Source organism: Kribbella sp. NPDC056951 (assembly GCF_042674205.1).
Taxonomy (GTDB): domain Bacteria; phylum Actinomycetota; class Actinomycetes; order Propionibacteriales; family Kribbellaceae; genus Kribbella; species Kribbella yunnanensis.
Genome location: NZ_JBHUQZ010000003.1, coordinates 643,151 through 663,755 on the forward strand (window position 1 = coordinate 643,151; position 20,605 = coordinate 663,755).

Sequence of the window (20,605 nt, forward strand, 5' to 3'; positions counted from 1 at the left end):
GAGTCCGCATGCATCTCTCCAGGAGCACAGTGCTGATCGCCGGCGCTTTGGTGATCGCCGGTTGCAGTTCGGAGCCGGACCGCGTCATCAGTGTCGCCGAGCAGCCGGCCGCCACCACTACTGCAGAGCTGCGCGCTGGGTCGGTCGGCATCCGGGTTCAGTCCGCCGAGACTCGTACGTCGGTGTCTGTGGCGGGCGGTGCCGGTCGGCCATTGGAGGTTGACGGGCGCTGGGTGCTGCCGCGGGTCGTGGCGGACGGTCCGGCGGACGGCGCGACACCGGATGGCAGCCGGGCCGTACTGGCCGAAGCCGCCGGCTCTCGGGGAGGCGTGAGTCGGTTCATGGTCCTTGACCTGAAGGCGATGGCGTCGAAGCTGGTGGAGTTGCCCGGTGACTTCACCTACGACGCCTGGTCGCCCGACGGGGCCGTCATCTACTTCATCGAGCACCGACCGCCGGCCGATTCCGGCAAGTACGTCGTACGTGCGTATGACCGGGCATCTGCTGCTCTGCGTCCTGACGCGGTGGCTGACAAGCGGACCTCGGGCGAGGAGATGGCCGGGCTGCCGATCGCGCGCGCGTCAACCCGCGACGGACGGAGTGTGGCGACGCTCTATGTCCCCCATCCCAGCGGCTCGCACGGCGACGGACACGAAGGGCTCGGGCGCCCCCACGGGCCGTTCGTACACCTGTTGTTCGCGGCCGACGCGACGGCTTTGTGCGTCGATCTTCCGGCAGAGGTCGCTCGCGGCTGGACCGTTGCCGTGAAGGGGAAAGTCCTCCACATCTCCCGTCCGGAGGTTGCGCGCGCCTACGCGATCGACCTCCTCTCCGGCGAACTCACCACAACCACACGCTGATCGCAGTACGGGTGGTGTACGGGCAGCGGGATGAAGGTGCGCGCTTCTAGCCTGACGTCGTCCTGACGAGCTAGGAGTGATTGTGACTTTTTCTTTGCGACGGGTGTTTGTGGCGGCGCCTTTGGTCGGGTTGCTGATGGCGACCGGGGTGGTGGTGCCGGGGGCCGGCGAGGCTGAGGCGGTGACTTGTGTGCGGTCCTCGAATGAGCCGGACAGCGTTCTGGGTGGGATTGGCTACGGCTACCGGAATTGGCCGGGTGGGGATGCGAAGGTGCGGGTCACGTACTCGATCACGGGCACCGTGAAGATGATCCGCGTGCGGAAGGCGCAGAACGGATCCAGTACCTCCACCACGTTGCTCGGCACGCGGGGGCGCAAGGTCACGAAGACCGTCAGCCTGAACTACCAGCCCCGCGGCGACGGAACGCTGTGGTTCGAGCCGCGCGGCGACAGTTCGACAACGGGGCGCGTCATCTATTCCTTCTGCTTGTACAAGGGATGACCGAACTCAGGTAGCGCTTGATCTGGCGGCTGATCGCTCGTCGCGTCTAAGCGGCGCTCCAGAAGGCGTCTTCTACGGCCTGGTCCTCGCCGATGAGCCAGATCTCGGCGATCTTGTCGCCGTCGACGCGGAAGACGTCGACGCCGTGCTGGTCAAGGTCGGGGAGTCCTTCGCGCTTCGCGGTGAAGCGGACCGTGGTGGAGACGAGGTTGCCGCTTTCGGTGGCGGACTCGGTTTCCAGGGTGAAGGTGCCGTTGCTGAGGGCGAAGAAGCGGCCGAGGTGGGCGACGATGGCGTCGGGGCCCACGTGGTCGCCGGACAGCGGGTTCGCGCCCGGCTGGTGCCAGACGGCATCCGCGTGCAGGGTGGCGGCGAGAGCTTGCAGATCACCGGCCGCGACGGCGGCGCCGTACTTGCCTACGACATCTATGGCTGACATGTCCATCCTCCATGGTTAGCTGGGATCCCAGCGTGCCGGAGGAGAGGGTGGTTACTTCAACGTGACCGGATCGAACCGCGAGTGGACGGTGTTCTCCGCCCAATGCCCGTCGCGAGCATCGCTGGCGCGGATCGCGAACAAGTGGACCGCGATGATCGTGATCCTGCTCCACGAGCAACCGCTGCGCTTCGGCGAACTACACCGTCAGGTGGAGGGCATCACCAAGAAGGTCCTCGTCGACACGCTGCGAGCACTCGAGCGAGACGGCATGGTCGAACACATCCACCAGGACCACGCCTACTACCAACTCACCCCCCTCGGCCGAACCCTCCACGAACCACTCCAGGCACTCCAAGTCTGGGCCGAGTCCTACGTAGACGACGTACAAGCAGCCCAAAACCGGTACGACGACGCCGCCGACAACCGAATCCTCGGCTAGCCCCGCGCGCGGCGCAGGAGGATGTTCACAGTCTCGTTGGGAGACGGTCGGTTGGTGTTGCGGCAGGTAATCTTGACTCATTCCAGAAAAGGGGGAAGACTGCAGGGGTGCCGACCGTGGAAGAGCTCCAGCAGTTGCTGCGGGGGAGTGAGCTGCGTGTGACGCGGCCGCGGGTTGCGGTGTTGCAGGCGGTGTATGCGCACCCGCATGCCGATACGGACTCGTTGATCGGGGCCGTGCGCAACGATCTGCCGGAGGTTTCGCACCAGGCGGTGTACGACTCGTTGCACACGTTGACGGCGGCGGGGCTGGTACGGCGGATTCAGCCGCTCGGGTCGGTTGCGCGGTACGAGTCGCGGGTGGGCGACAACCACCACCATGTCGTGTGCCGGAACTGCGGCGCCATTGCCGATGTCGACTGTGCGGTGGGGCATGCGCCCTGCCTGCATGCGTCGGACGACCACGGGTTCGTGATCGACGAGGCCGAGGTCATCTACTGGGGGCTTTGCTCCGACTGTGCTTGACCTTCTGTGAAAAACACGTCCAGTCCTGGAAGGATTCAGATGTCCGAGAACGACGAGCGGCACGAGCCGCTGCCCGGTGAAGGCAGCGAAGAGAGCCGCGGCGAAGAGAACGCCCAGGCGACCGGCGGCTGCCCGGTGGCCCACGGTCAGGGTGTGCAACCGACCTCGGGCGACGCGAACCGGGCCTGGTGGCCGAACCAGCTGAACCTGAAGATCCTGGCCAAGAACCCGGCCGTGTCGAACCCGCTCGGCGAGGAGTTCGACTACGCCGCCGAGTTCCAGACGCTGGACCTGGCCGCGGTCAAGGCCGACATCGCCGACGTACTGACGACCTCGCAGGACTGGTGGCCGGCCGACTTCGGGAACTACGGCCCGCTGATGATCCGGATGGCGTGGCACAGCGCCGGGACGTACCGGATCAGCGACGGCCGCGGTGGCGCGGGTGCGGGGCAGCAGCGGTTCGCGCCGCTGAACAGCTGGCCGGACAACGCCAACCTGGACAAGGCGCGGCGGCTGCTCTGGCCGGTGAAGAAGAAGTACGGCCAGAAGATCTCTTGGGCCGACCTGATGATCCTGACCGGCAACGTCGCGCTCGAGACGATGGGCTTCAAGACCTTCGGGTACGCCGGTGGCCGGGCCGACGTCTGGGAGCCGGAGACCGATGTCTACTGGGGCCCGGAGACGGGCTGGCTGGACGACGAGCGGTACAGCGGTGACCGCGAGCTGCAGAAGCCACTGGGCGCCGTACAGATGGGTCTCATCTACGTGAACCCGGAAGGCCCGAACGGCAACCCGGACCCGATCGCCTCGGCGCGCGACATCCGCGAGACCTTCGGCCGGATGGCGATGAACGACGAGGAGACCGTGGCGCTGATCGCCGGCGGTCACACCTTCGGCAAGACGCACGGCGCCGGTAACGCCGAGGAGCACGTCGGGGTCGAGCCCGAGGGCGCGGACCTCGAGCACCAGGGCCTCGGTTGGAAGAGCACCTTCAACTCCGGCAAGGGCAAGGACGCGATCACCAGCGGCCTCGAGGTCACCTGGACCACCACGCCGGCCAAGTGGGGCAACGACTTCTTCGAGATCCTGTTCGGCTACGAGTGGGAGCTCACCAAGTCCCCCTCCGGCGCGAACCAGTGGGTCGCGAAGGACGCCGAGGCGATCATCCCGGACGCGTACGACGGTCCGAAGAAGAAGCCGACGATGCTCACCACCGACCTGGCGCTGCGCTTCGACCCGATCTACGAGCCGATCTCACGCCGGTTCAAGGACAACCCGGAGCAGTTCGCGGACGCGTTCGCCCGCGCCTGGTTCAAGCTGACGCACCGCGACATGGGCCCGATCGTGCGCTACCTCGGTTCCGAGGTTCCCGCCGAGACGCTGATCTGGCAGGACCCGCTCCCGGCCGTCGACCACGAGCTGATCGGCGCCGACGACATCGACGCGCTGAAGGCGCAGATCGCGGCCTCCGGCCTGTCGGTCTCGCAGCTGGTGTCCACCGCGTGGGCGTCGGCGTCGAGCTTCCGGGGCAGCGACAAGCGCGGTGGCGCGAACGGCGCCCGCATCCGCCTGCAGCCGCAGGCCGGCTGGGAGGTCAACAACCCCGACCAGCTCGCCCAGGTACTGCGCACCCTCGAGGGCATCCAGCAGTCGTTCCCCAAGCCGGTCTCGCTGGCCGACCTGATCGTGCTCGCCGGCGGCGTCGGCGTCGAGGTCGCGGCCAAGAACGCCGGCGTCGACCTCGTCGTACCGTTCACTCCCGGCCGCACGGACGCGACCCTGGAGCAGACGGACATCGAGTCCTTCGAGGCCCTCGAGCCCGCCGCCGACGGCTTCCGCAACTACTACGGCAAGGGCAACCGCCTCCCCGCGGAGTACCTCCTCCTCGACAAGGCGAACCTGCTCACCCTGAGCGCCCCCGAGCTCACCGTCCTGGTCGGCGGCCTCCGAGTCCTCGGCACCAACTACGACGGCTCGACGTACGGCGTCCTCACGGACAACCCCGGCACGCTCACCAACGACTTCTTCGCGAACCTGCTCGACCTGGGCACCGAGTGGAAGTCGACCGACAGCAGCCAGGAGTTCTTCGAGGCCAAGGATTCCTCGGGCAAGGTCAAGTGGACCGGCACCCGCGCCGACCTGGTCTTCGGCTCGAACTCCGAACTCCGCGCCGTCGCCGAGGTCTACGCCTCCGACGACGCCAAGTCCAAGTTCGTCACCGACTTCGTCGCCGCCTGGCACAAGGTCATGGAACTCGACCGCTTCGACCTGCACCGCTGATCACGTACTGAACGGACCGGCCCGCACCATCTGGTGCGGGCCGGTTTTCGTTGCTGTGGGCGCGGGAAATGCTTGTGAGGGGTGGAGTGGCGTGGCAGGCTGGCGAGGTTTCGCCACCTTAAGGAGCCTGCTATGCGGTTTCACCACGACCGGGAACCCGCGGGGGACCTGACGTTCAGTGATGTGTTTTTGGTGCCTGGGCGGTCTCGGGTGGGGTCGCGGCTGGATGTGGATCTTTCGACGGGGGACGGGAGTGGGGGGTCGATTCCGGTTGTCGCGGCGAATATGACTGCGGTGTCGGGGCGGCGGATGGCGGAGACGTTGGCTCGGTGTGGTGGGTTGGCGGTGATTCCGCAGGATATTCCGGTGGATGTGGTGGGGGATGTTGTTGCCTGGGTCAAGGAACGGGATCCGGTGCATGACACGGCTTTGGTGTTGCCGCCTTCGGGGACGGTGGGGGAGGCGCTGAATCTGCTGCCGAAGCGGGGGCATGGGGCAGTAGTGGTGGTTGATCGAGGGCGGCCGGTGGGGGTTGTCACCGAGGCGGACTGTGCTGGGGTGGATCGGTTCACGCAGCTGGATGCGGTGATGTCGCGGGAGTTGCTGACGGTGCCGGCGGGGATCGATCCGCAGGCCGCGTTCAACCAGTTGCATGACGGGCGGCATCGGCTGGCGCCGGTGGTGGACGAGGCTGGGACGATCGTGGGCATTCTCACGAGGCAGCGGGCGCTCCGGGCGACGCTGTACGAGCCGGCGCTCGATGCTCAAGGGCGTCTGCGGGTCGCGGCCGCGATCGGGATCAACGGGGACGTCGAGCAGCGCGCAAAGGCCTTGCTGGACACGGGAATCGACGTACTGGTCATCGACACCGCGCACGGTCACCAGGCGCGGATGCTCGAGGTACTGCGGACGGTGAAGAGCCTCAGTCCCGAGGTCCCGATCGTTGCGGGCAATGTGGTGACTGCGGAGGGTGTGAGCGATCTGGTCGAGGCCGGCGCCGACATCATCAAGGTCGGTGTCGGACCGGGCGCGATGTGTACGACGCGGATGCAGACGGCCGTTGGTCGACCGCAGTTCTCGGCGGTGCTGGAGTGTGCGACGCGAGCGCGTGAGCTGGGCAAGCACGTGTGGGCGGACGGCGGCGTACGGCATCCGCGGGATGTCGCGCTGGCACTGGCCGCCGGCGCCTCGAGCGTGATGATCGGCTCGTGGTTCGCCGGGACGTACGAGTCGCCCGGGGATGCGCATCGCGACAGCGACGGGCGGATGTACAAGGAGAGCTTCGGTATGGCGTCCGCCCGCGCGGTGCGGTTGCGGACCGCCGAGGACACCCCGTTCCAGCGGGCCCGGAAGGCGATCTTCGAGGAGGGCATCTCGTCGGCGCGGATGTACCTCGACCCGGAGAGCCCGAGTGTCGAGGATCTGCTCGACTCGATCGTCTCCGGAGTGCGCAGTTCCTGCACGTACGTCGGCGCTGCGAACCTCGCCGAGTTCCACGAGAAGGCGGTTGTCGGCCTGCAGACCGCGGCCGGTTACGCCGAAGGCAAGCCGATGGACACCAGTTGGTGACTCACTCCCGGGGTGAGGTTGAGAACACAACAACCTCATACGGAGAGCGATTGGCACGCCCTGTCGGCGGTGGCACGCTGTAGTCAGCAGGGGGGAGAGAACGCCAAACACACTGCAGGTGGTGTTCGATCTCGCTGGGGGAGTGAGATCGAGCAGTGCGGGATGTACGGCGTTCTGGACGTGGTCGCGGGTGGTGGACTGGGATTCGGCCGAGGCTTGGGAGGGCGACTCGGGGATTCCTCCCCACCCGCGACTGCCGTTCAGGGTGGAAAAGTGTTTGCACCCGGTGAGAGAGTCGACATGTGCCGACCACCATCGTCTGTGACGAATCCGGATACGAGGGTGAGAAGCTGGTCGGCGGCGTCACGGATGTCTTCGCGCACGCAAGCATCCGCCTGGACGAGGAAACCGCAGCAGCCTGCGTCGCCGAACTCCGCGACCGCATCAAATCACCGGCCACCATGTACAAGGCCAACCACCTCCTCCGCGCCAAACACCGCGCCACCCTGCTCTGGTTCCTGGGCCCCAACGGCCCGCTCCCCGGCAACGCCAGCGTCTTCGTGATCGACAAGACCCACTTCCTGATCACCGCCCTGGTCGACTACCTCGGCGCGCGCCCGGCGACCATCCCCTTCCTGTACGACGCCTACCGCCGTACCGGGGAAGCCCGCGCATTCCTGGACGCGGCCAACGACTACCTCCGGGCCCACGAGACCGCCGTACTCCCGCGACTCGATCCGTTACTCCCCGCAATCATCCGAGCCGCCGAATACTGGAGCGACGGCACTCCGGTCCACATCGCGCACGACCGCCAGACCACCCTCTCCCCAGCCCGAATCACTGCCCTCCGCCAAGCAAGCCCGGCCATCGCCGCCATCGACCAACTGGACTCCTTCGTCGACCACCGCGTGCAGATCGCCGACTTCCTGGCCGGCATCACCTACCGGATTGCGTCCGGGTACCTGAATGGTGCAGGCGACCCGGAGGTGACCGCGGCCCTCGCGCCGTACGTCGATCCGCAGTCGCTGTGGATTACTCCTTGGCTTTCGGCCGTGGCTTCGGCATAGTCAGGGGTTGTTGATCGATAGAGCAGGGGTGGGTCGTGCCGGAGGACGGACCGGCCCCGCTCAGGGTTGACGCCGAGACCGCGATCATCCTGCGCGAGGCCTATCACAAGATCGAGGCGCTGTTCCGCGCCGATCACTACGGGCTGTACGACTATGTGCGGGTCGTGGTGGCGAAGGTTGCGCGGGTGGACACGTTCTATGTGGGGTTCCTGCACGGGGCTACGCGGGTGCGGTATCCGTATGGGTACGACGACGGGCAGTACGTCGATCCGGACACGCATCGGTTCGGGCCTCAGGGGCAGACCGCGTGGTTGCTGAAGCATCGGCAGACTTATCGGTTCGCGTACGACAACGGCGCCGCGTTGCATGCCGGCGTACCGATCGGGGAAGTAGGGCGGCGGTCGGCGGATGCGGTGACGGTGCCGATCTTCCGGTCGGTGAAGGATGGGGCGGATCAGCTGTTCGGCATGTTGTCGATGCAGAGCTACGAGGCGCATTCGTACGACGCCAACGCCGTACGAGCGTTTGAGTGGATCGCCGGTGTGGTTGAGCGGGTGCTGACGCGGGAGGGGGAGGATCGGGAGGCGTTGCGGCGGTTGCCGGCGGGGGATGTCGGGCCGGGGATGCTCACGTCGGATCATGTGGCGGAGTACCTGACGCATCGGATCGCGTCGATCCGGGAGATCGCGGCGGAGGCGATGACGGCGGACGACGTACCGACTGAGGTGCATGGGCACCTGACCCGGATCGTCGAGACGACCGAGCACATCCAGTCCGAGCTGATCGAGATGCTGATGGAGGCTGACGAGGGGCCGGAACGGCGGTTTGCGGGGCTGACGAAGGCTCAGCAGGGGATCGCAGTCTTGTTGGTGGACGGGTTGGACAACGATCAGCTGGCGGCTGAGCTGGGGATCAGTCTCAACACCGTGAAGACCCATCTGAGCGCGATTTTGCGCAAATACGGGATGGCGCACCGGGCGCAGGTGGCGGACGACGTGCGGAAGTACCTCGCACCGTAGACATACTTGAGCGGTTGAAGTAACTTCCGGGTGGCTCGTTTATTAGGAAATATCCAGTCCGCCCTGGAGGCTCCCGTGGATCCGTTGTCCCGCCGTACGTTCCTGGCCGCGAGTGGTGGGTTGCTGGCGAGCGTCACGCTGCCCGTGGCCGGCGCCGAGGCCGCGCCCCAGCCGGCCGCCGCTCCGCCGAAGACTGATCTGGCGCGGTATCGGCCGGTGCGGGCGTCGTCGAGCGCGTACGCCGCGACGCCGCCCGAGTTCGCGGTCGACGGGCTCGCGGTGCCGGGCGTGCGGGGATCTGGCTGGCGGGCGGCGGGCAACGACCCGCAATGGCTGGTGGTCGACCTGCAGGCGAAGTGCCGGGTGGAGTCCGTGCGGCTCACGTTCGAGGCGACCTCGAAGGACCCGGCCTTCGACTTCTCCGGCGGTAATCCGTACGGGAACACGACCGGTCAGGAGCTGCTCTCGAGTTCGCCGCTGGACTTCCGCGTCGACATCTCGACCGACGGATCTTCGTGGCGGACGGTCCACCAGGCGAGCGACAGTGCTGGTGGCACTGTCGACGTCATGCTGGACAGCCCGGTCACGGCGCAGTACGTGCGGCTGACCGCCAGCCGCCAGGCGAACACGAACGCCCTAGGCCTCAACGGCTTCCAGGTCTACGGCAGTACGACGGCCGCGCGTCCCGCCGCGACTGGGTGGACCGACTGGGGTAAGCACGCCGATCGCCCGCCGGCGCTGACCAAGGCGGCCGACGGAACCTTCCCGATCGAGTCCGGCTGGACGCTGACGATGGACGCCTTCACCGGTATGGATGGCGCCGGTACGGCGGATGGCGCCGTACTAGCGCAGTCCGGTCTGGACACGTCGACGTGGTTGCCGGCGGTTGTCCCTGGAACAGTGCTCGGATCGCTCGTGGAGGAAGGGCATTTCCCCGACCCGGTGGAGGGGATGAACAACCTCGAGATCCCGGAGGCGCTCAGCCGGCACGTGTGGTGGTACCACCGGAAGTTCGATCGCCCGACGGCCTCGGGGACGCGGGCCTGGCTCGAGTTCGACGGAATCAACCATCAGGCGGATGTCTGGCTGAACGGCGTCTCGGTCGGCACGGTGAAGCATCCGTTCGCGCGGGTCGCCCTGGATGTGACGGCCGCGCTGAAGGCGAAGAACGCGCTCGCGGTGAAGATCACGCCGATGCCGCACCCGGGATCTGCTGGGGATAAGGGGGATGCGGGGCAGGCGTTCGTCCAGGCGGCCACGCTGTACCTCGATTCGCCGACCCTGCTCGCCGCGTCCGGCTGGGACTGGATGCCGGCGGTTCGCGACCGGGCGGCCGGGATCTGGAACCATGTCCGCCTGCGGTTCACGGGCGACGCCGTACTGGGCGATGCCCGCGTGGTGACGAAGGTGCCTCGCGCGGATCACGCCACGGTCGCGATCACCGTGCCGGTCCGGAACGCATCAACGGCACCGCGCACTGTCACAGTCAAGGCGGCCTTCGACGGCTGGGCGGGCAGCAAGACCGTGACGCTACAAGGTGGAGCTAGTGCGAAGGTTGCCTTCGACATCGTTGCCATCGACAACCCCAAGCTCTGGTGGCCCAACGGGTACGGCGATCCTGCGCTGCACACGCTCACCGTCACGGCAACTGTCGGTGGTGCCGTCAGCGACAGCCGCAAGACCACCTTCGGCATCCGCGAGTTCGGGTACGACTACGAGATCCCGATCAAGATCGATCCGGCGACGAACAGTGCGTTGCAGACCGTCAACATCGCTCGGCAGACTGCGCGGTACCTGCGGATCCAGGGCCGCCGCCGGGCCACTGGGTGGGGGTATTCGCTGTGGACACTGGCGATCAAGGACAGTGCCGACCCCTCGGTCGACCTGGCCCGGTCCGGTACGGCGAGCGCTTCGGATGATGACGGGAGTCCCGCACAGAACGCGATCGACGGTGATGATCGCAGTCGCTGGTCGTCGGCGTACAGCGATGATCAGTGGATCCAGGTGGATCTCGGCAGCGCTCGCAGTTTTGACCGGATCGAGTTGCTGTGGGAGACGGCGTACGCGTCGCTGTTCGAGATCCAGGTGTCGGATGACGGCAACGCGTGGCGCAAGGTGCAGGAGGTCAACAACGCGCCGGTGCCGTTGAAGATCAGCGTGAACGGTGTGCGGATCTTCTGCCGCGGTGGCAACTGGGGTTGGGACGAACTGCTGCGCCGGATGCCCGAGGAGAAGATGCGCGCGGTGATCGGCATGCACCGCGACATGAACTTCACCATGATCCGCAACTGGATCGGGTCGAGTACGCGGGAGGAGTTCTACCAGGCGTGCGATGAGAACGGCATCCTGGTCTGGAACGACTTCTGGGAGGCCGGTCCGTTCACCGACAACCTGCCCGGGTATGTCGATATCGCGCGCGACACGATCGTTCGGTACCGGACGCACCCGTGCATCGTGGTGTGGTGCGCGGCCAATGAGCAGCACCCGCCGCCCGCGATCCACGAGGGGATCCAGGCCGCGATCCGCGAGGAGGACGACGAGATCCTCTACCTGCCGGATTCGGCGGCCGGGTTCGTGTCGGGACACGGACCGTACTACTGGGTGGACCCGGCCAAGTACTTCGACGCGAACACCTACGACACCTTCAACTTCGGCTTCCACACCGAAATCGGGATGCCGACGATCCCGGTCGTCGAGTCGATGCGCAACCTGGTCGGCGCTGACGATCCGGGGTGGCCGATCGGTACGCCGTGGTACCACCACGACTGGTCGACGCACGGCAACCAGCACCCGGAGACCTATCTCGGCGCGATCGACGAGCGGCTGGGAGCGTCGAGCGGGCTGGAGGAGTTCACCCGCAAGGCGCAGTTCGTGAACTACGAGAACATGCGGGCGATGTTCGAGGCCTGGAACGCGAATCTGTGGACCGACGCGTCGGCGCTACTGCTGTGGATGTCGCATCCTGCGTGGCATTCGACGGTCTGGCAGACATACGACTACGACCTCGATGTGAACGGTTCGTACTACGGCGCCCGCAAGGGCTGCGAGGCGATCCACGTCCAAGCCAACCAACCCGACTGGACCACAGTCGTCCTCAACCACACCACGTCCCCGCTGACCGCTTCGGTAACAGCCGACCTCTACGACCTGAACGGCGTACGCCTAGGTTCGCAGAACCAGTCGATCACCGTTGCTGCCAGCAACAAGACTGAAGGTTTCAAAGTTGCCTTCGGTGCCGACCTCCCGGCCCTGCACCTGCTCCGCCTCAAACTGACCGACGCCGCTGGCAAAGTCCTCTCCGAAAACACCTACTGGCGCTACCGCAAACCCACCGACCTCCAGCGCCTCAACTCACTGGCGCCCGCAAAACTCGACGTACGGTCGACCACATCCCGAGGCAAACTAACCGCCACCATCCGCAACACGGGCAAGACAGTCGCAGCCCTAACCCGCTTGTCGTTGCGCGACCGCACCGGCAACCGAGTCCTCCCCGCCACCTACACCGACAACTACATCTGGCTCCTCCCAGGCGAAACCCGCACGGTCACGGTCACCACCCCCACAACCACCACCGGCCTAAAGCTAGAAGCCACCCCCTACAACAACTAACCACCCACCACCCGAGCCAACAGAAGACACCAGCCACCGCCCCCGGGCTGGAGCCACACCCTCTGCCACCACTCCAGCCCCGCAACCGCGGTCTGGTGGGGAGGAACATTCCGAGGTAGTCGGCCGCAGCGGCGAGGGAGGGGCAGGGTCTGCCCGGCCGCATCGCCGCTGCGGAGGTGGTGGTTAGTAGGAACGGGCGACGAAGGCAGTCAGACCGCGTTCGTCGTCTTCCACCGGCAGCGAACCATCGGCCCGCTGGAGGCAGCGGACGGTGAGGGCGGCGGTGGCTAGACGGTCCTCGCCTGATTCGCCGATGGCGTCGTACGGGAGGGTGGCCCAGCCGGTGGCGGCGGCTTCCATGGCTTCGTCGACGGTGGAGACCGCGGTAGTGCGAGCGGTTTGGCGGGCGAGGGCTTCGTCGTGGATCCAGGTCTGGTCGGCTGCCAACGCGTCCACCACGGTTGTCACGACATCGCCCAGTCCGACGGCCGACTTCGCCGACGCGCGCAGACGTCGTACGACGGTTGCCACGCCCGCCGCCTGGTCGCGGGGACCGATCTCGACGCGGATCGGGACGCCCTTGAGCTCCCAGTTGACGGCTCGGCGGCCGAAGGGCTGGTCGGTGCGTTTGTCGAGGTGCACGCGGACACCGGCAGCGCGCAGTTCGTCGGCGATCTGACCCGCCGCAACCAGAGTCTCGTCTTTGACGGCCAGTACGACGACCTGGGTGGGCGCGGCCAGGGGCGGGATGCGGAGGCCGGCGTCGTCGCCGTGGACCATGATCAGGCCGCCGAGCATCCGGGTCGAACTGCCCCAGGACGTGGTCCACGCCAGCTCGCGTTGGCCTTCGCTGGACAGGTAGCCGATGTCGAACGCGCGGGCGAAGTTCTGCCCGAGCTCGTGCGACGTGCCCATCTGCAACGCCTTGCCGTCACCCATCATCGCCTCGAGCGCGATCGTGTTGACCGCACCCGCGAACCGCTCGCGCCGCGTCTTGCACCCGACCACGACCGGAATCCCGAGGACGTTCACTACGACATCGCGGTAGACCTCCACCGCGATCCGGGTCGCATACGCACGAGCTTCCGCCGCGGACGCATGAGCCGTATGCCCTTCCTGCCAAAGGAATTCGGTCGTCCGCAGGAAGGTCCGGGGCCGCAGCTCCCAGCGAACCACGTTGGCCCATTGGTTCAGGAGCAGGGGCAGATCGCGGTAGCTCTGGATCCACTTCGCCATCGACTCACCGATGATGGTCTCCGAGGTCGGCCGGATCACGGCGGGTTCCTCGAGCTGCTTGCCGCCGGCGTGCGTGACGACCGCGAGCTCGGGGCTGAAACCCTCGACGTGCTCAGCCTCCCGCTGCAGGTAGCTCTCGGGAATCAGCAGCGGGAAGTACGCGTTCTCAGCGCCTGCCTCCTTGATCCGCCGGTCCATTGCCGCCTGCAACAGCTCCCAGATCCCGTAGGCATACGGTCGGATGACCATGGTCCCCCGCACCGGCCCGTTGTCGGCGAGCTCGGCTTTGGCAAGCACATCCTGGTACCACCGGGGAAAGTCCGTCGCCTGCGCGGCAAGCACGGATCGGGTCGCTGTCATGCCCGCCAGTGTAGGAACGCAATCCCGCATGCGGCCACGCATTTGTCACCCGAACGACAGGACGTATACGTGTGCGACGGCGCTCGCGCGGTGACTCCAGGCGGGGCGCCGGGGTCTACGTAGACGGATACATCCTGTTGTTCGGAGGCTAGCCGTAGAGGTGCTGGTACTGCGCGGCTGCGCCGGAATGCAACGGGATCGGGGTGGTGACGACTAGCGACTGGAGATTGAGGTATTGCGCTCCGACCGCGGATGGCGGAACCAGCAACCGGGCCTGCCGGACCAAGGTGTTGGTGACCTCGCGGGCGACCGCGTTGGGCAGATCGGGCCGGCAGAGCAGGAGGTTGGGGATGCCGAGGACGGCCACCGCGCTAGGCGCTTTGTAGACACCGGCCGGGACGAGCACATCCTGATAGACGGATCCGAAGGTACGGCGGAGTGGGGCGAGCCAGTCGCCGAGTGGCAGCAGGCGGATCGGCGTACGGCGGCTGAGCTTGTCGAGCGTGGTGGTCGGGACGCCGCCGGACCAGAACATCGCGGCAATCTGGTTGTCGGCGAGCGCGGTAGCGGCCTTTTCGAGCGGGAGGTGGTTCTGGGTGCAGTCGACACCAGCCGCGGCGAGCAACCGAGCCGCGGTGACAGCTGCCCCGGATCCGGCCGCACCCGCGGAGATCGTCGTACCGGCGAGGTCGGTCAACACCTTGTGCGGGCTGTCCGCGCGCACCACACACTGCAGGTAGTTCTCGTAGACGCGGCCGAGCGCGCGGATGGACGGTCCGGAGGTGATGGCGTCCGCGAGGCTCAAAGCCAGATCCGTTTCCCGGGCGGCGAGCAGCCGCAGGTTGTCCGTGCTCCCGCCGGTTTCCCGAACCACGACCTCCCGGGCAACCCCCGCCACCCGCAACTGAATCGCCAGCAACTGCGCGAACTCGAGATAGAACCCACCAGCCTCCCCAGCCGCGATCGTCACCCGCTCAACCGCGGGCCCACGAGCACATGCAGTAAGTGCAAGGCCGGTGGCACCTAACAGCACTGTTCGACGCTTCACGGGGCCTCCGGCAACTTGATGGTGGCGGTGAGGCCGTGCGGGTCCGTTGGCGACAGCTCCAGGGTGGCGCCGATGGCTATGGCGGTTTGGGCGGCTATGGCTAGGCCCAGGCCGGTGCCCACGGCCGTCGAGGTGCCTCGCCAGAAGCGTTGGGTCGCCAGCGAGAGGTCCGGGACCGGGATGCCGGGGCCGTTGTCGGAGATCTGTACGACGAGGCCGTCGGGGGCTCGCGTTGAGGTGACGATGACGGTGGTGCCGGGGCCGGCGTACTTGATGGCGTTGTCGAGGAGGACTCCGACCAGCTGGCCGAGGTCGTGGTCGTTGACGGCGGCAACCAGTCCGGGAGCGGCGTGCAGTTCCAGAGTGATGTCGGCCGCCGTCGGTTGCCAGGTGTCGATTTCTTCTTCGAGGACGGCCTCGACCAGGCAGGTGGCGGTGGTGGGTTCGGCGCGGCCGTCGGTGATGCGGCTCTCGATCGCGGCCAGCTTCAGCAACCCGGCCAGCACGTTCTCCAGCCGCTCCAGATCGTGCTGCACATGCGCAAGCCCATCAATCCCCGGATCGAGCGAATCGACCCGCAAACGCAAGGACGCCAACGGATTCCGCAGCTGATGGGAGGAGTCGGCAACCATCTGCCGCTGTACGTCGATCGACCGCTGAACCGTCGCCCCCATCACCTCGACCGATCGCGCCAACCGCCGTAACTCAGGCGGTCCACTCGCCTGCAGCGGCTGGTTCCATCCACCCGACCGCCCCAGCTCGACGACCGCATCCTCCAACCGACCAACAGGACGGATCACCCACTGCGCGGCTTTCGACGCCATGAACAGCAACAACAACTGAGCAGCCACCGCGGCCGCGCAGATCACAGCCCACGACCGCGTGACGTCGTCAAGAGCCGGGCGAGCAGCCACCGCCAGCACAACCGCACCGGCCGGCTCCTGCGGCGAACCGACCGGCGCCGCAATCAACGGATGGGACGAGCTCCACGGTCGCAGCGTGTCGATGGTGAGCTGGGGCAGGTCCCGAGCCGCCAGCTCCGCAACCGCACCCACCCCGGGCGACGCGAGAGCCATCCCGCCCGTCGACACCACCACGCGCCCGGAAGCATCGGTGATCAGGACAGATTCGGCGTACAGGTCCTGATGGCGCTCGGCCTCCAGCCGGACCCCGCTGTAGTCACCATCGGCCGCAGCCCGCCCGGCCAACCCGGCGAACCGGTCGAGCGCGGCACTCCGAGCGAGCTGCAGAGCCTGCGTGCGGGTGTCGGAAACCGAGTCCAGGAAGGGGATGACGAGAGCCGCCAGCAGGATGAACGAGACGACCGCGAGCACGCCCATCAACCGGGCCCTCATGGTTCGAGCCGATACCCGAAGCGCCTGATCGTGGTGATCACCGGTCGACCGAGCTTGCCGCGGATCTCGTGCAGGTGGACATCCAGAGCCTTCGACTTCGTGACGAACGCGTCGCCCCAGACCTCGTCCTGGATCACCTCCCGGCTGACCGCTGTCCCAGCCCGCCGAGCCAGGACGGCCAGGATGTCGAATTCGGTCGGCGTCAAGTGGATCGCCACCTCATCCAGCGTCACCGACCGCACCCCGAAGTCGATCCGCAGCCCACCTGCCTCGTACGTCGTCCCGTCCGGAGCCGACCGTTTGTATCGCCGAGCCGAAGCCTCGATCCGCGCCAGCAACTCGGCCAGCCGGACCGGCTTCGTCAGGTAGTCGTCCGCGCCGAGCCGGAGGGCCAGTACGACGGAGCGTTCGTCATCGCGGGCGGTCAGCACGATCACCACCACGTCGTCGACCCGGCGGAGTTTGCGCAGTACCTCGAGGCCGTCGATATCCGGCAGGCCCAGGTCGAGCAGGATGACCTGGGCCTCCGCGTGCCGGAGCAGAACGTCTTCGCCCCGACCGACCAGCGTGACGTCGTGACCGTTGGCGCTCAGCACATCCCGGAGCGAACGACCTAGTGTCTCGTCGTCCTCGGCGATGAGTGTGCGCATTGGGTCATTGTGCCGTTGGCGTCCGCGGTCGGCCTACCGGGCGCTCCGCAGCGTGCTGAGCCTTCATGCGACCGCGCGTCTCCGACATCGTCAGGTAGACGATCAGGCTGATCAGCGCGCAACCGCTCACGTAGTAGTAGAACGACGACTCGTGACCGGCGTCCTTGAGCCACAGCGCGACGTACTCCGCCGTACCGCCGAAGATCGCGACCGTGACGCCGTACGGCATGCCGACGCCGAGCGCGCGGATCGCGGTCGGGAACAGCTCGGCCTTCACGATCGCGTTGATCGACGTGTACCCGCTGACGACGACGAGTCCGGCGAGCATCAGCAGGAACGCCGTCACCGGTGTCGCATCCTCGAGGGCGGTGAGGATGGGCACGGTGAGCAGCGTGGCGCCGAGGCCGAAGAAGATCAGCAGCGGCCGGCGTCCGATCTTGTCCGAGAGCATTCCGCCGAGCGGCTGGAGCGCGACGAAGATCAGCAGGGCAAGGAAGTTGATCCAGGTGACCTGCGACTTCTCCAGGCCGGTCGTGTTCACCATGAACTTCTGCAGGTACGTCGTGAACGTGTAGAACGCGACGGTCCCACCGAGCGTGAGCCCGACGACGGTCAGCACCGCACGCGGGTGCTTGGCCAGCTCCCGGAGTGAACCCTGCTTGAAACGACGGTTGACCGGCTGCGCCTCGAACTCCGCCGACTCGTCCATCGACCGCCGCAGCCAGAACACGATCACCGCAGCCACGGCCCCGATCACGAACGGGATCCGCCAGCCCCAGGTCGCCAGATCCTCCTTCGACAGCGTCTGCTGCAGCCCGATCTGGACCGCCAGCGCCACCAACTGACCCGACGCCAGCGTCACGTACTGGAAGCTGGAGAAGAACCCGCGCCGGCTGTCGGTCGCGACCTCGGACATGTACGTCGCCGATGTCCCGTACTCTCCACCGACGGACAGACCCTGCAGCAACCGTGCTGTCACCAGCAGCACCGGTGCGGCAAGCCCGATGGTCGCGAACCCCGGCGTACAGGCGATCACCAGCGAGCCGGTTGCCATCAGCGTGACCGACAACGTCAGAGCAGCCCGCCTGCCGTGCCGATCGGCGTACCGGCCGAGCAGGAAACTGCCGACCGGCCGCATCAGGAAGCCGACCGCGAACACTCCCGCGGTGTTCAGCAGCTGGCTGGTCGGGTCGCCCTTCGGAAAGAAGACCGGGGCGAAGTACAACGCGAACGCCGTGTAGACGTACCAGTCGTACCACTCGACCAGATTGCCCATGGAGCCTTTGAAGATATTGCTGACGACTCGTCGTGAATCCACGATGCCTCCTCGGAACGTGAGTTGCCGCCACTCTCCGGGCTACGGAAAGTGGCGGCAACAGCGCTCAAGGCATCCTTAACGCGCCTTAATTTACAAAGCAGCCAGCGCGTCGTTCCAGGTCTTCGACGGGCGCATCACGGCGGCGGCCAGGGCCGGGTCGGGCTGGTAGTAGCCGCCGAGGTCGACCGGCGAGCCCTGTACGGCGATCAGTTCGTCGACGATCGCCTGCTCGTTGGCGGCCAGCGTCTCGGCGAGCGAGGTGAACTGGGCGGCGAGGTCGGTGTCGTCGGTCTGCTTGGCCAGCTCCTGGGCCCAGTACAGGGACAGGAAGAAGTGGCTGCCGCGGTTGTCGATACCGCCGACGCGGCGGGTCGGCGACTTGTCCTCGTTCAGGAAGGTCGCGGTGGCCCGGTCGAGGGTGTCGGCGAGGACCTGCGCCTTCGCGTTGCCGGTCGCCTGGGCCAGGTGCTCGAAGCTCGCGGCCAGAGCGAAGAACTCACCCAGGCTGTCCCAGCGCAGGTAGTTCTCCTTGACCAGCTGCTGCACGTGCTTCGGCGCCGAACCGCCCGCGCCGGTCTCGAACAGACCGCCACCGGCCATCAGCGGGACGACCGACAGCATCTTCGCGCTGGTGCCCAGCTCGAGGATCGGGAACAGGTCGGTCAGGTAGTCACGCAGCACGTTGCCGGTCACCGAGATGGTGTTCTCACCGCGGCGGATCCGGTCCAGCGAGATCTTGATCGCCTCCACCGGCGCCAGGATCTTCAGGTCCAGGCCCTCGGTGTCGTGCTCGGTCAGGTACTTGGTGACCTTGGTGATGATCTGAGCGTCGTGGGCGCGGGTCTCGTCCAGCCAGAACACCGCCGGGTCGCCGGTCGCGCGGGCCCGGGTGACGGCCAGCTTGACCCAGTCGCGGATCGGGTCGTCCTTGGTCTGGCAGGCGCGGAAGATGTCGCCCTGCTCGACATCCTGCTCCAGTACGACGTTTCCGTCGCCGTCGACGAGGCGGACGACACCAGCGGCCGCGAGCTCGAACGTCTTGTCGTGCGAGCCGTACTCCTCGGCCTTCTGAGCCATCAGACCGACGTTCGGCACCGAGCCCATGGTGGCCGGGTCGAAGGCGCCGTGCTCACGGCAGTCGTCCAGGACGACCTGGTAGATGCCCGCGTAGCTGCTGTCCGGCAGTACGGCGAGGGTGTCGGCCTCGGCGCCGTCCGGGCCCCACATGTGGCCCGAGCTGCGGATCATGGCCGGCATCGACGCGTCCACGATCACGTCGGACGGTACGTGCAGGTTGGTGATGCCCTTGTCCGAGTCGACCATCGCCAGCTTCGGGCCGTCGGCGAGCTCGGCGTCGAAGGAGGCCTTGATCGCGTCGCCCTCGGGCAGGTTGGCCAGCCCGTTGAGGATGCCGCCGAGACCGTCGTTCGGGGACAGACCGGCCTTGGCCAGCGTCTCGCCGTACTGGGCGAAGGTCTTCGGGAAGAAAGCGCGGACCGCGTGGCCGAAGACGATCGGGTCGGAGACCTTCATCATCGTCGCCTTCAGGTGCAGCGAGAACAGGACGTCGTCCGCCTTCGCCTGGGCGACCTTGGCGGTCAGGAACTCGCGCAGCGCGGCCACGTGCATGACGGACGAGTCGACGACCTCACCGGCGAGCACCGGGACCGACTCGCGCAGCACCGTCGTCGTACCGTCGGCGGCGACGTGCTCGATCCGCAGCGAACCGTCGGCCGCGATCACGGTCGACTTCTCGGTGGACCGGAAGTCGTTCTCGCCCATGGTGGCGACGTTGGTCTTCGAGTCCGAGCTCCACGCACCCATCCGGTGCGGGTGGGTCTTGGCGTAGTTCTTGACCGAGGCAGGGGCGCGGCGGTCCGAGTTGCCCTCGCGCAGTACCGGGTTGACCGCGGAACCCTTGACCTTGTCGTAGCGCGCCTGGATCTCGCGCTCCTCGTCGGTCTTCGGCTCGTCCGGGTAGTCCGGCAGCGCGTAGCCCTGGGCCTGCAGCTCGGTGATCGCGGCCTTCAGCTGCGGGATCGAGGCGGAGACGTTCGGCAGCTTGATGATGTTGGCTTCCGGCGTCTTGGCCAGTTCACCGAGCTCGGCCAGCGCGTCCGCGATCCGCTGGTCCTCGGTCAGGTACTCGCCGAAGAGGGCGATGATCCGGCCCGCCAGCGAGATGTCGCGGGTCTCGACCCCGACACCGGCCTGCCCGGCGTACGCCTGGATCACGGGAAGGAACGAGTACGTCGCCAGCGCGGGGGCCTCGTCGGTGTGGGTATAGATGATCGTCGAGTCAGTCACAAGCCCACCTTAATGGGCCCCTG

Annotated in this window: 16 protein-coding genes; 9 read left to right on the plus strand and 7 right to left on the minus strand. The window is 66.9% G+C overall.

The window, feature by feature from the left end; translation table 11 throughout:
• Positions 1 to 8: 8 nt before the first annotated feature.
• Together ACFTSF_RS16025 and ACFTSF_RS16030 are read left to right on the plus strand one after the other, a co-directional pair.
• Positions 9 to 860, plus strand: a complete 852-nt coding sequence (locus ACFTSF_RS16025) for a hypothetical protein (protein WP_380154470.1) — start codon at positions 9 to 11, stop codon at positions 858 to 860.
• 82 nt (positions 861 to 942) lie between these two features.
• Entirely contained in the window at positions 943 to 1,362 is a 420-nt protein-coding gene (locus ACFTSF_RS16030; protein WP_380154471.1) for a hypothetical protein, read from the plus strand.
• A gap of 46 nt (positions 1,363 to 1,408) precedes the next feature.
• On the opposite strand, the gene ACFTSF_RS16035 is transcribed toward ACFTSF_RS16030, so the two are convergent.
• On the minus strand, positions 1,409 to 1,801 hold the full coding sequence (locus tag ACFTSF_RS16035) for a nuclear transport factor 2 family protein (RefSeq protein ID WP_380154472.1): 393 nt from the start codon (positions 1,799 to 1,801) through the stop codon (positions 1,409 to 1,411).
• A 61-nt stretch (positions 1,802 to 1,862) separates the two neighbouring features.
• Here ACFTSF_RS16035 and ACFTSF_RS16040 point away from each other — a divergent pair, with 61 nt between their 5' ends.
• From ACFTSF_RS16040 to ACFTSF_RS16070, 7 genes are all read left to right on the plus strand, one after another.
• The gene (locus tag ACFTSF_RS16040; protein WP_380154473.1) at positions 1,863 to 2,240 is read left to right on the plus strand and encodes a winged helix-turn-helix transcriptional regulator; all 378 of its coding nucleotides are present in this window, start codon (positions 1,863 to 1,865) and stop codon (positions 2,238 to 2,240) included.
• Positions 2,241 to 2,356: 116 nt separating this feature from the next.
• Complete coding sequence (locus tag ACFTSF_RS16045; protein ID WP_380154829.1) at positions 2,357 to 2,764, plus strand: Fur family transcriptional regulator; 408 nt, start codon at positions 2,357 to 2,359, stop codon at positions 2,762 to 2,764.
• Between the two features lie 39 nt (positions 2,765 to 2,803).
• The gene (katG, locus tag ACFTSF_RS16050) at positions 2,804 to 5,044 is read left to right on the plus strand and encodes a catalase/peroxidase HPI (RefSeq protein ID WP_380154474.1); all 2,241 of its coding nucleotides are present in this window, start codon (positions 2,804 to 2,806) and stop codon (positions 5,042 to 5,044) included.
• Positions 5,045 to 5,176: 132 nt separating this feature from the next.
• A complete protein-coding gene (locus ACFTSF_RS16055) occupies positions 5,177 to 6,613 on the plus strand; it encodes a GuaB1 family IMP dehydrogenase-related protein (protein ID WP_380154475.1) in 1,437 nt (478 codons plus the stop codon).
• A gap of 302 nt (positions 6,614 to 6,915) precedes the next feature.
• The gene (locus ACFTSF_RS16060; protein ID WP_380154476.1) at positions 6,916 to 7,680 is read left to right on the plus strand and encodes a hypothetical protein; all 765 of its coding nucleotides are present in this window, start codon (positions 6,916 to 6,918) and stop codon (positions 7,678 to 7,680) included.
• Positions 7,681 to 7,715: 35 nt separating this feature from the next.
• A complete protein-coding gene (locus ACFTSF_RS16065) occupies positions 7,716 to 8,699 on the plus strand; it encodes a LuxR family transcriptional regulator (protein ID WP_380154477.1) in 984 nt (327 codons plus the stop codon).
• Between the two features lie 75 nt (positions 8,700 to 8,774).
• Positions 8,775 to 12,308 (plus strand): discoidin domain-containing protein, encoded by a 3,534-nt coding sequence (locus tag ACFTSF_RS16070; protein ID WP_380154478.1) that lies wholly within the window; start codon positions 8,775 to 8,777, stop codon positions 12,306 to 12,308.
• A gap of 183 nt (positions 12,309 to 12,491) precedes the next feature.
• Here ACFTSF_RS16070 and proS read toward each other — a convergent pair whose 3' ends face one another.
• The 6 genes from proS to ACFTSF_RS16100 form a co-directional block, all read right to left on the minus strand.
• The gene (gene proS / locus ACFTSF_RS16075) at positions 12,492 to 13,904 is read right to left on the minus strand and encodes a proline--tRNA ligase (protein ID WP_380154479.1); all 1,413 of its coding nucleotides are present in this window, start codon (positions 13,902 to 13,904) and stop codon (positions 12,492 to 12,494) included.
• A gap of 148 nt (positions 13,905 to 14,052) precedes the next feature.
• Positions 14,053 to 14,952 (minus strand): TAXI family TRAP transporter solute-binding subunit, encoded by a 900-nt coding sequence (locus tag ACFTSF_RS16080; RefSeq protein ID WP_380154480.1) that lies wholly within the window; start codon positions 14,950 to 14,952, stop codon positions 14,053 to 14,055.
• Positions 14,949 to 16,307, minus strand: coding sequence for a sensor histidine kinase (locus tag ACFTSF_RS16085; protein WP_380154481.1), 1,359 nt, complete (start codon positions 16,305 to 16,307; stop codon positions 14,949 to 14,951). The genes ACFTSF_RS16080 and ACFTSF_RS16085 overlap by 4 nt, the downstream gene beginning before the upstream one ends.
• Entirely contained in the window at positions 16,304 to 16,957 is a 654-nt protein-coding gene (locus ACFTSF_RS16090; RefSeq protein WP_344145364.1) for a response regulator transcription factor, read from the minus strand. Before ACFTSF_RS16090 ends, ACFTSF_RS16085 begins: the two co-directional genes overlap by 4 nt.
• Positions 16,958 to 16,961: 4 nt before the next feature.
• Positions 16,962 to 18,275 (minus strand): MFS transporter, encoded by a 1,314-nt coding sequence (locus ACFTSF_RS16095; RefSeq protein ID WP_380154482.1) that lies wholly within the window; start codon positions 18,273 to 18,275, stop codon positions 16,962 to 16,964.
• Positions 18,276 to 18,365: 90 nt separating this feature from the next.
• The gene (locus ACFTSF_RS16100; RefSeq protein WP_380154483.1) at positions 18,366 to 20,582 is read right to left on the minus strand and encodes an NADP-dependent isocitrate dehydrogenase; all 2,217 of its coding nucleotides are present in this window, start codon (positions 20,580 to 20,582) and stop codon (positions 18,366 to 18,368) included.
• Positions 20,583 to 20,605 lie beyond the last annotated feature (23 nt).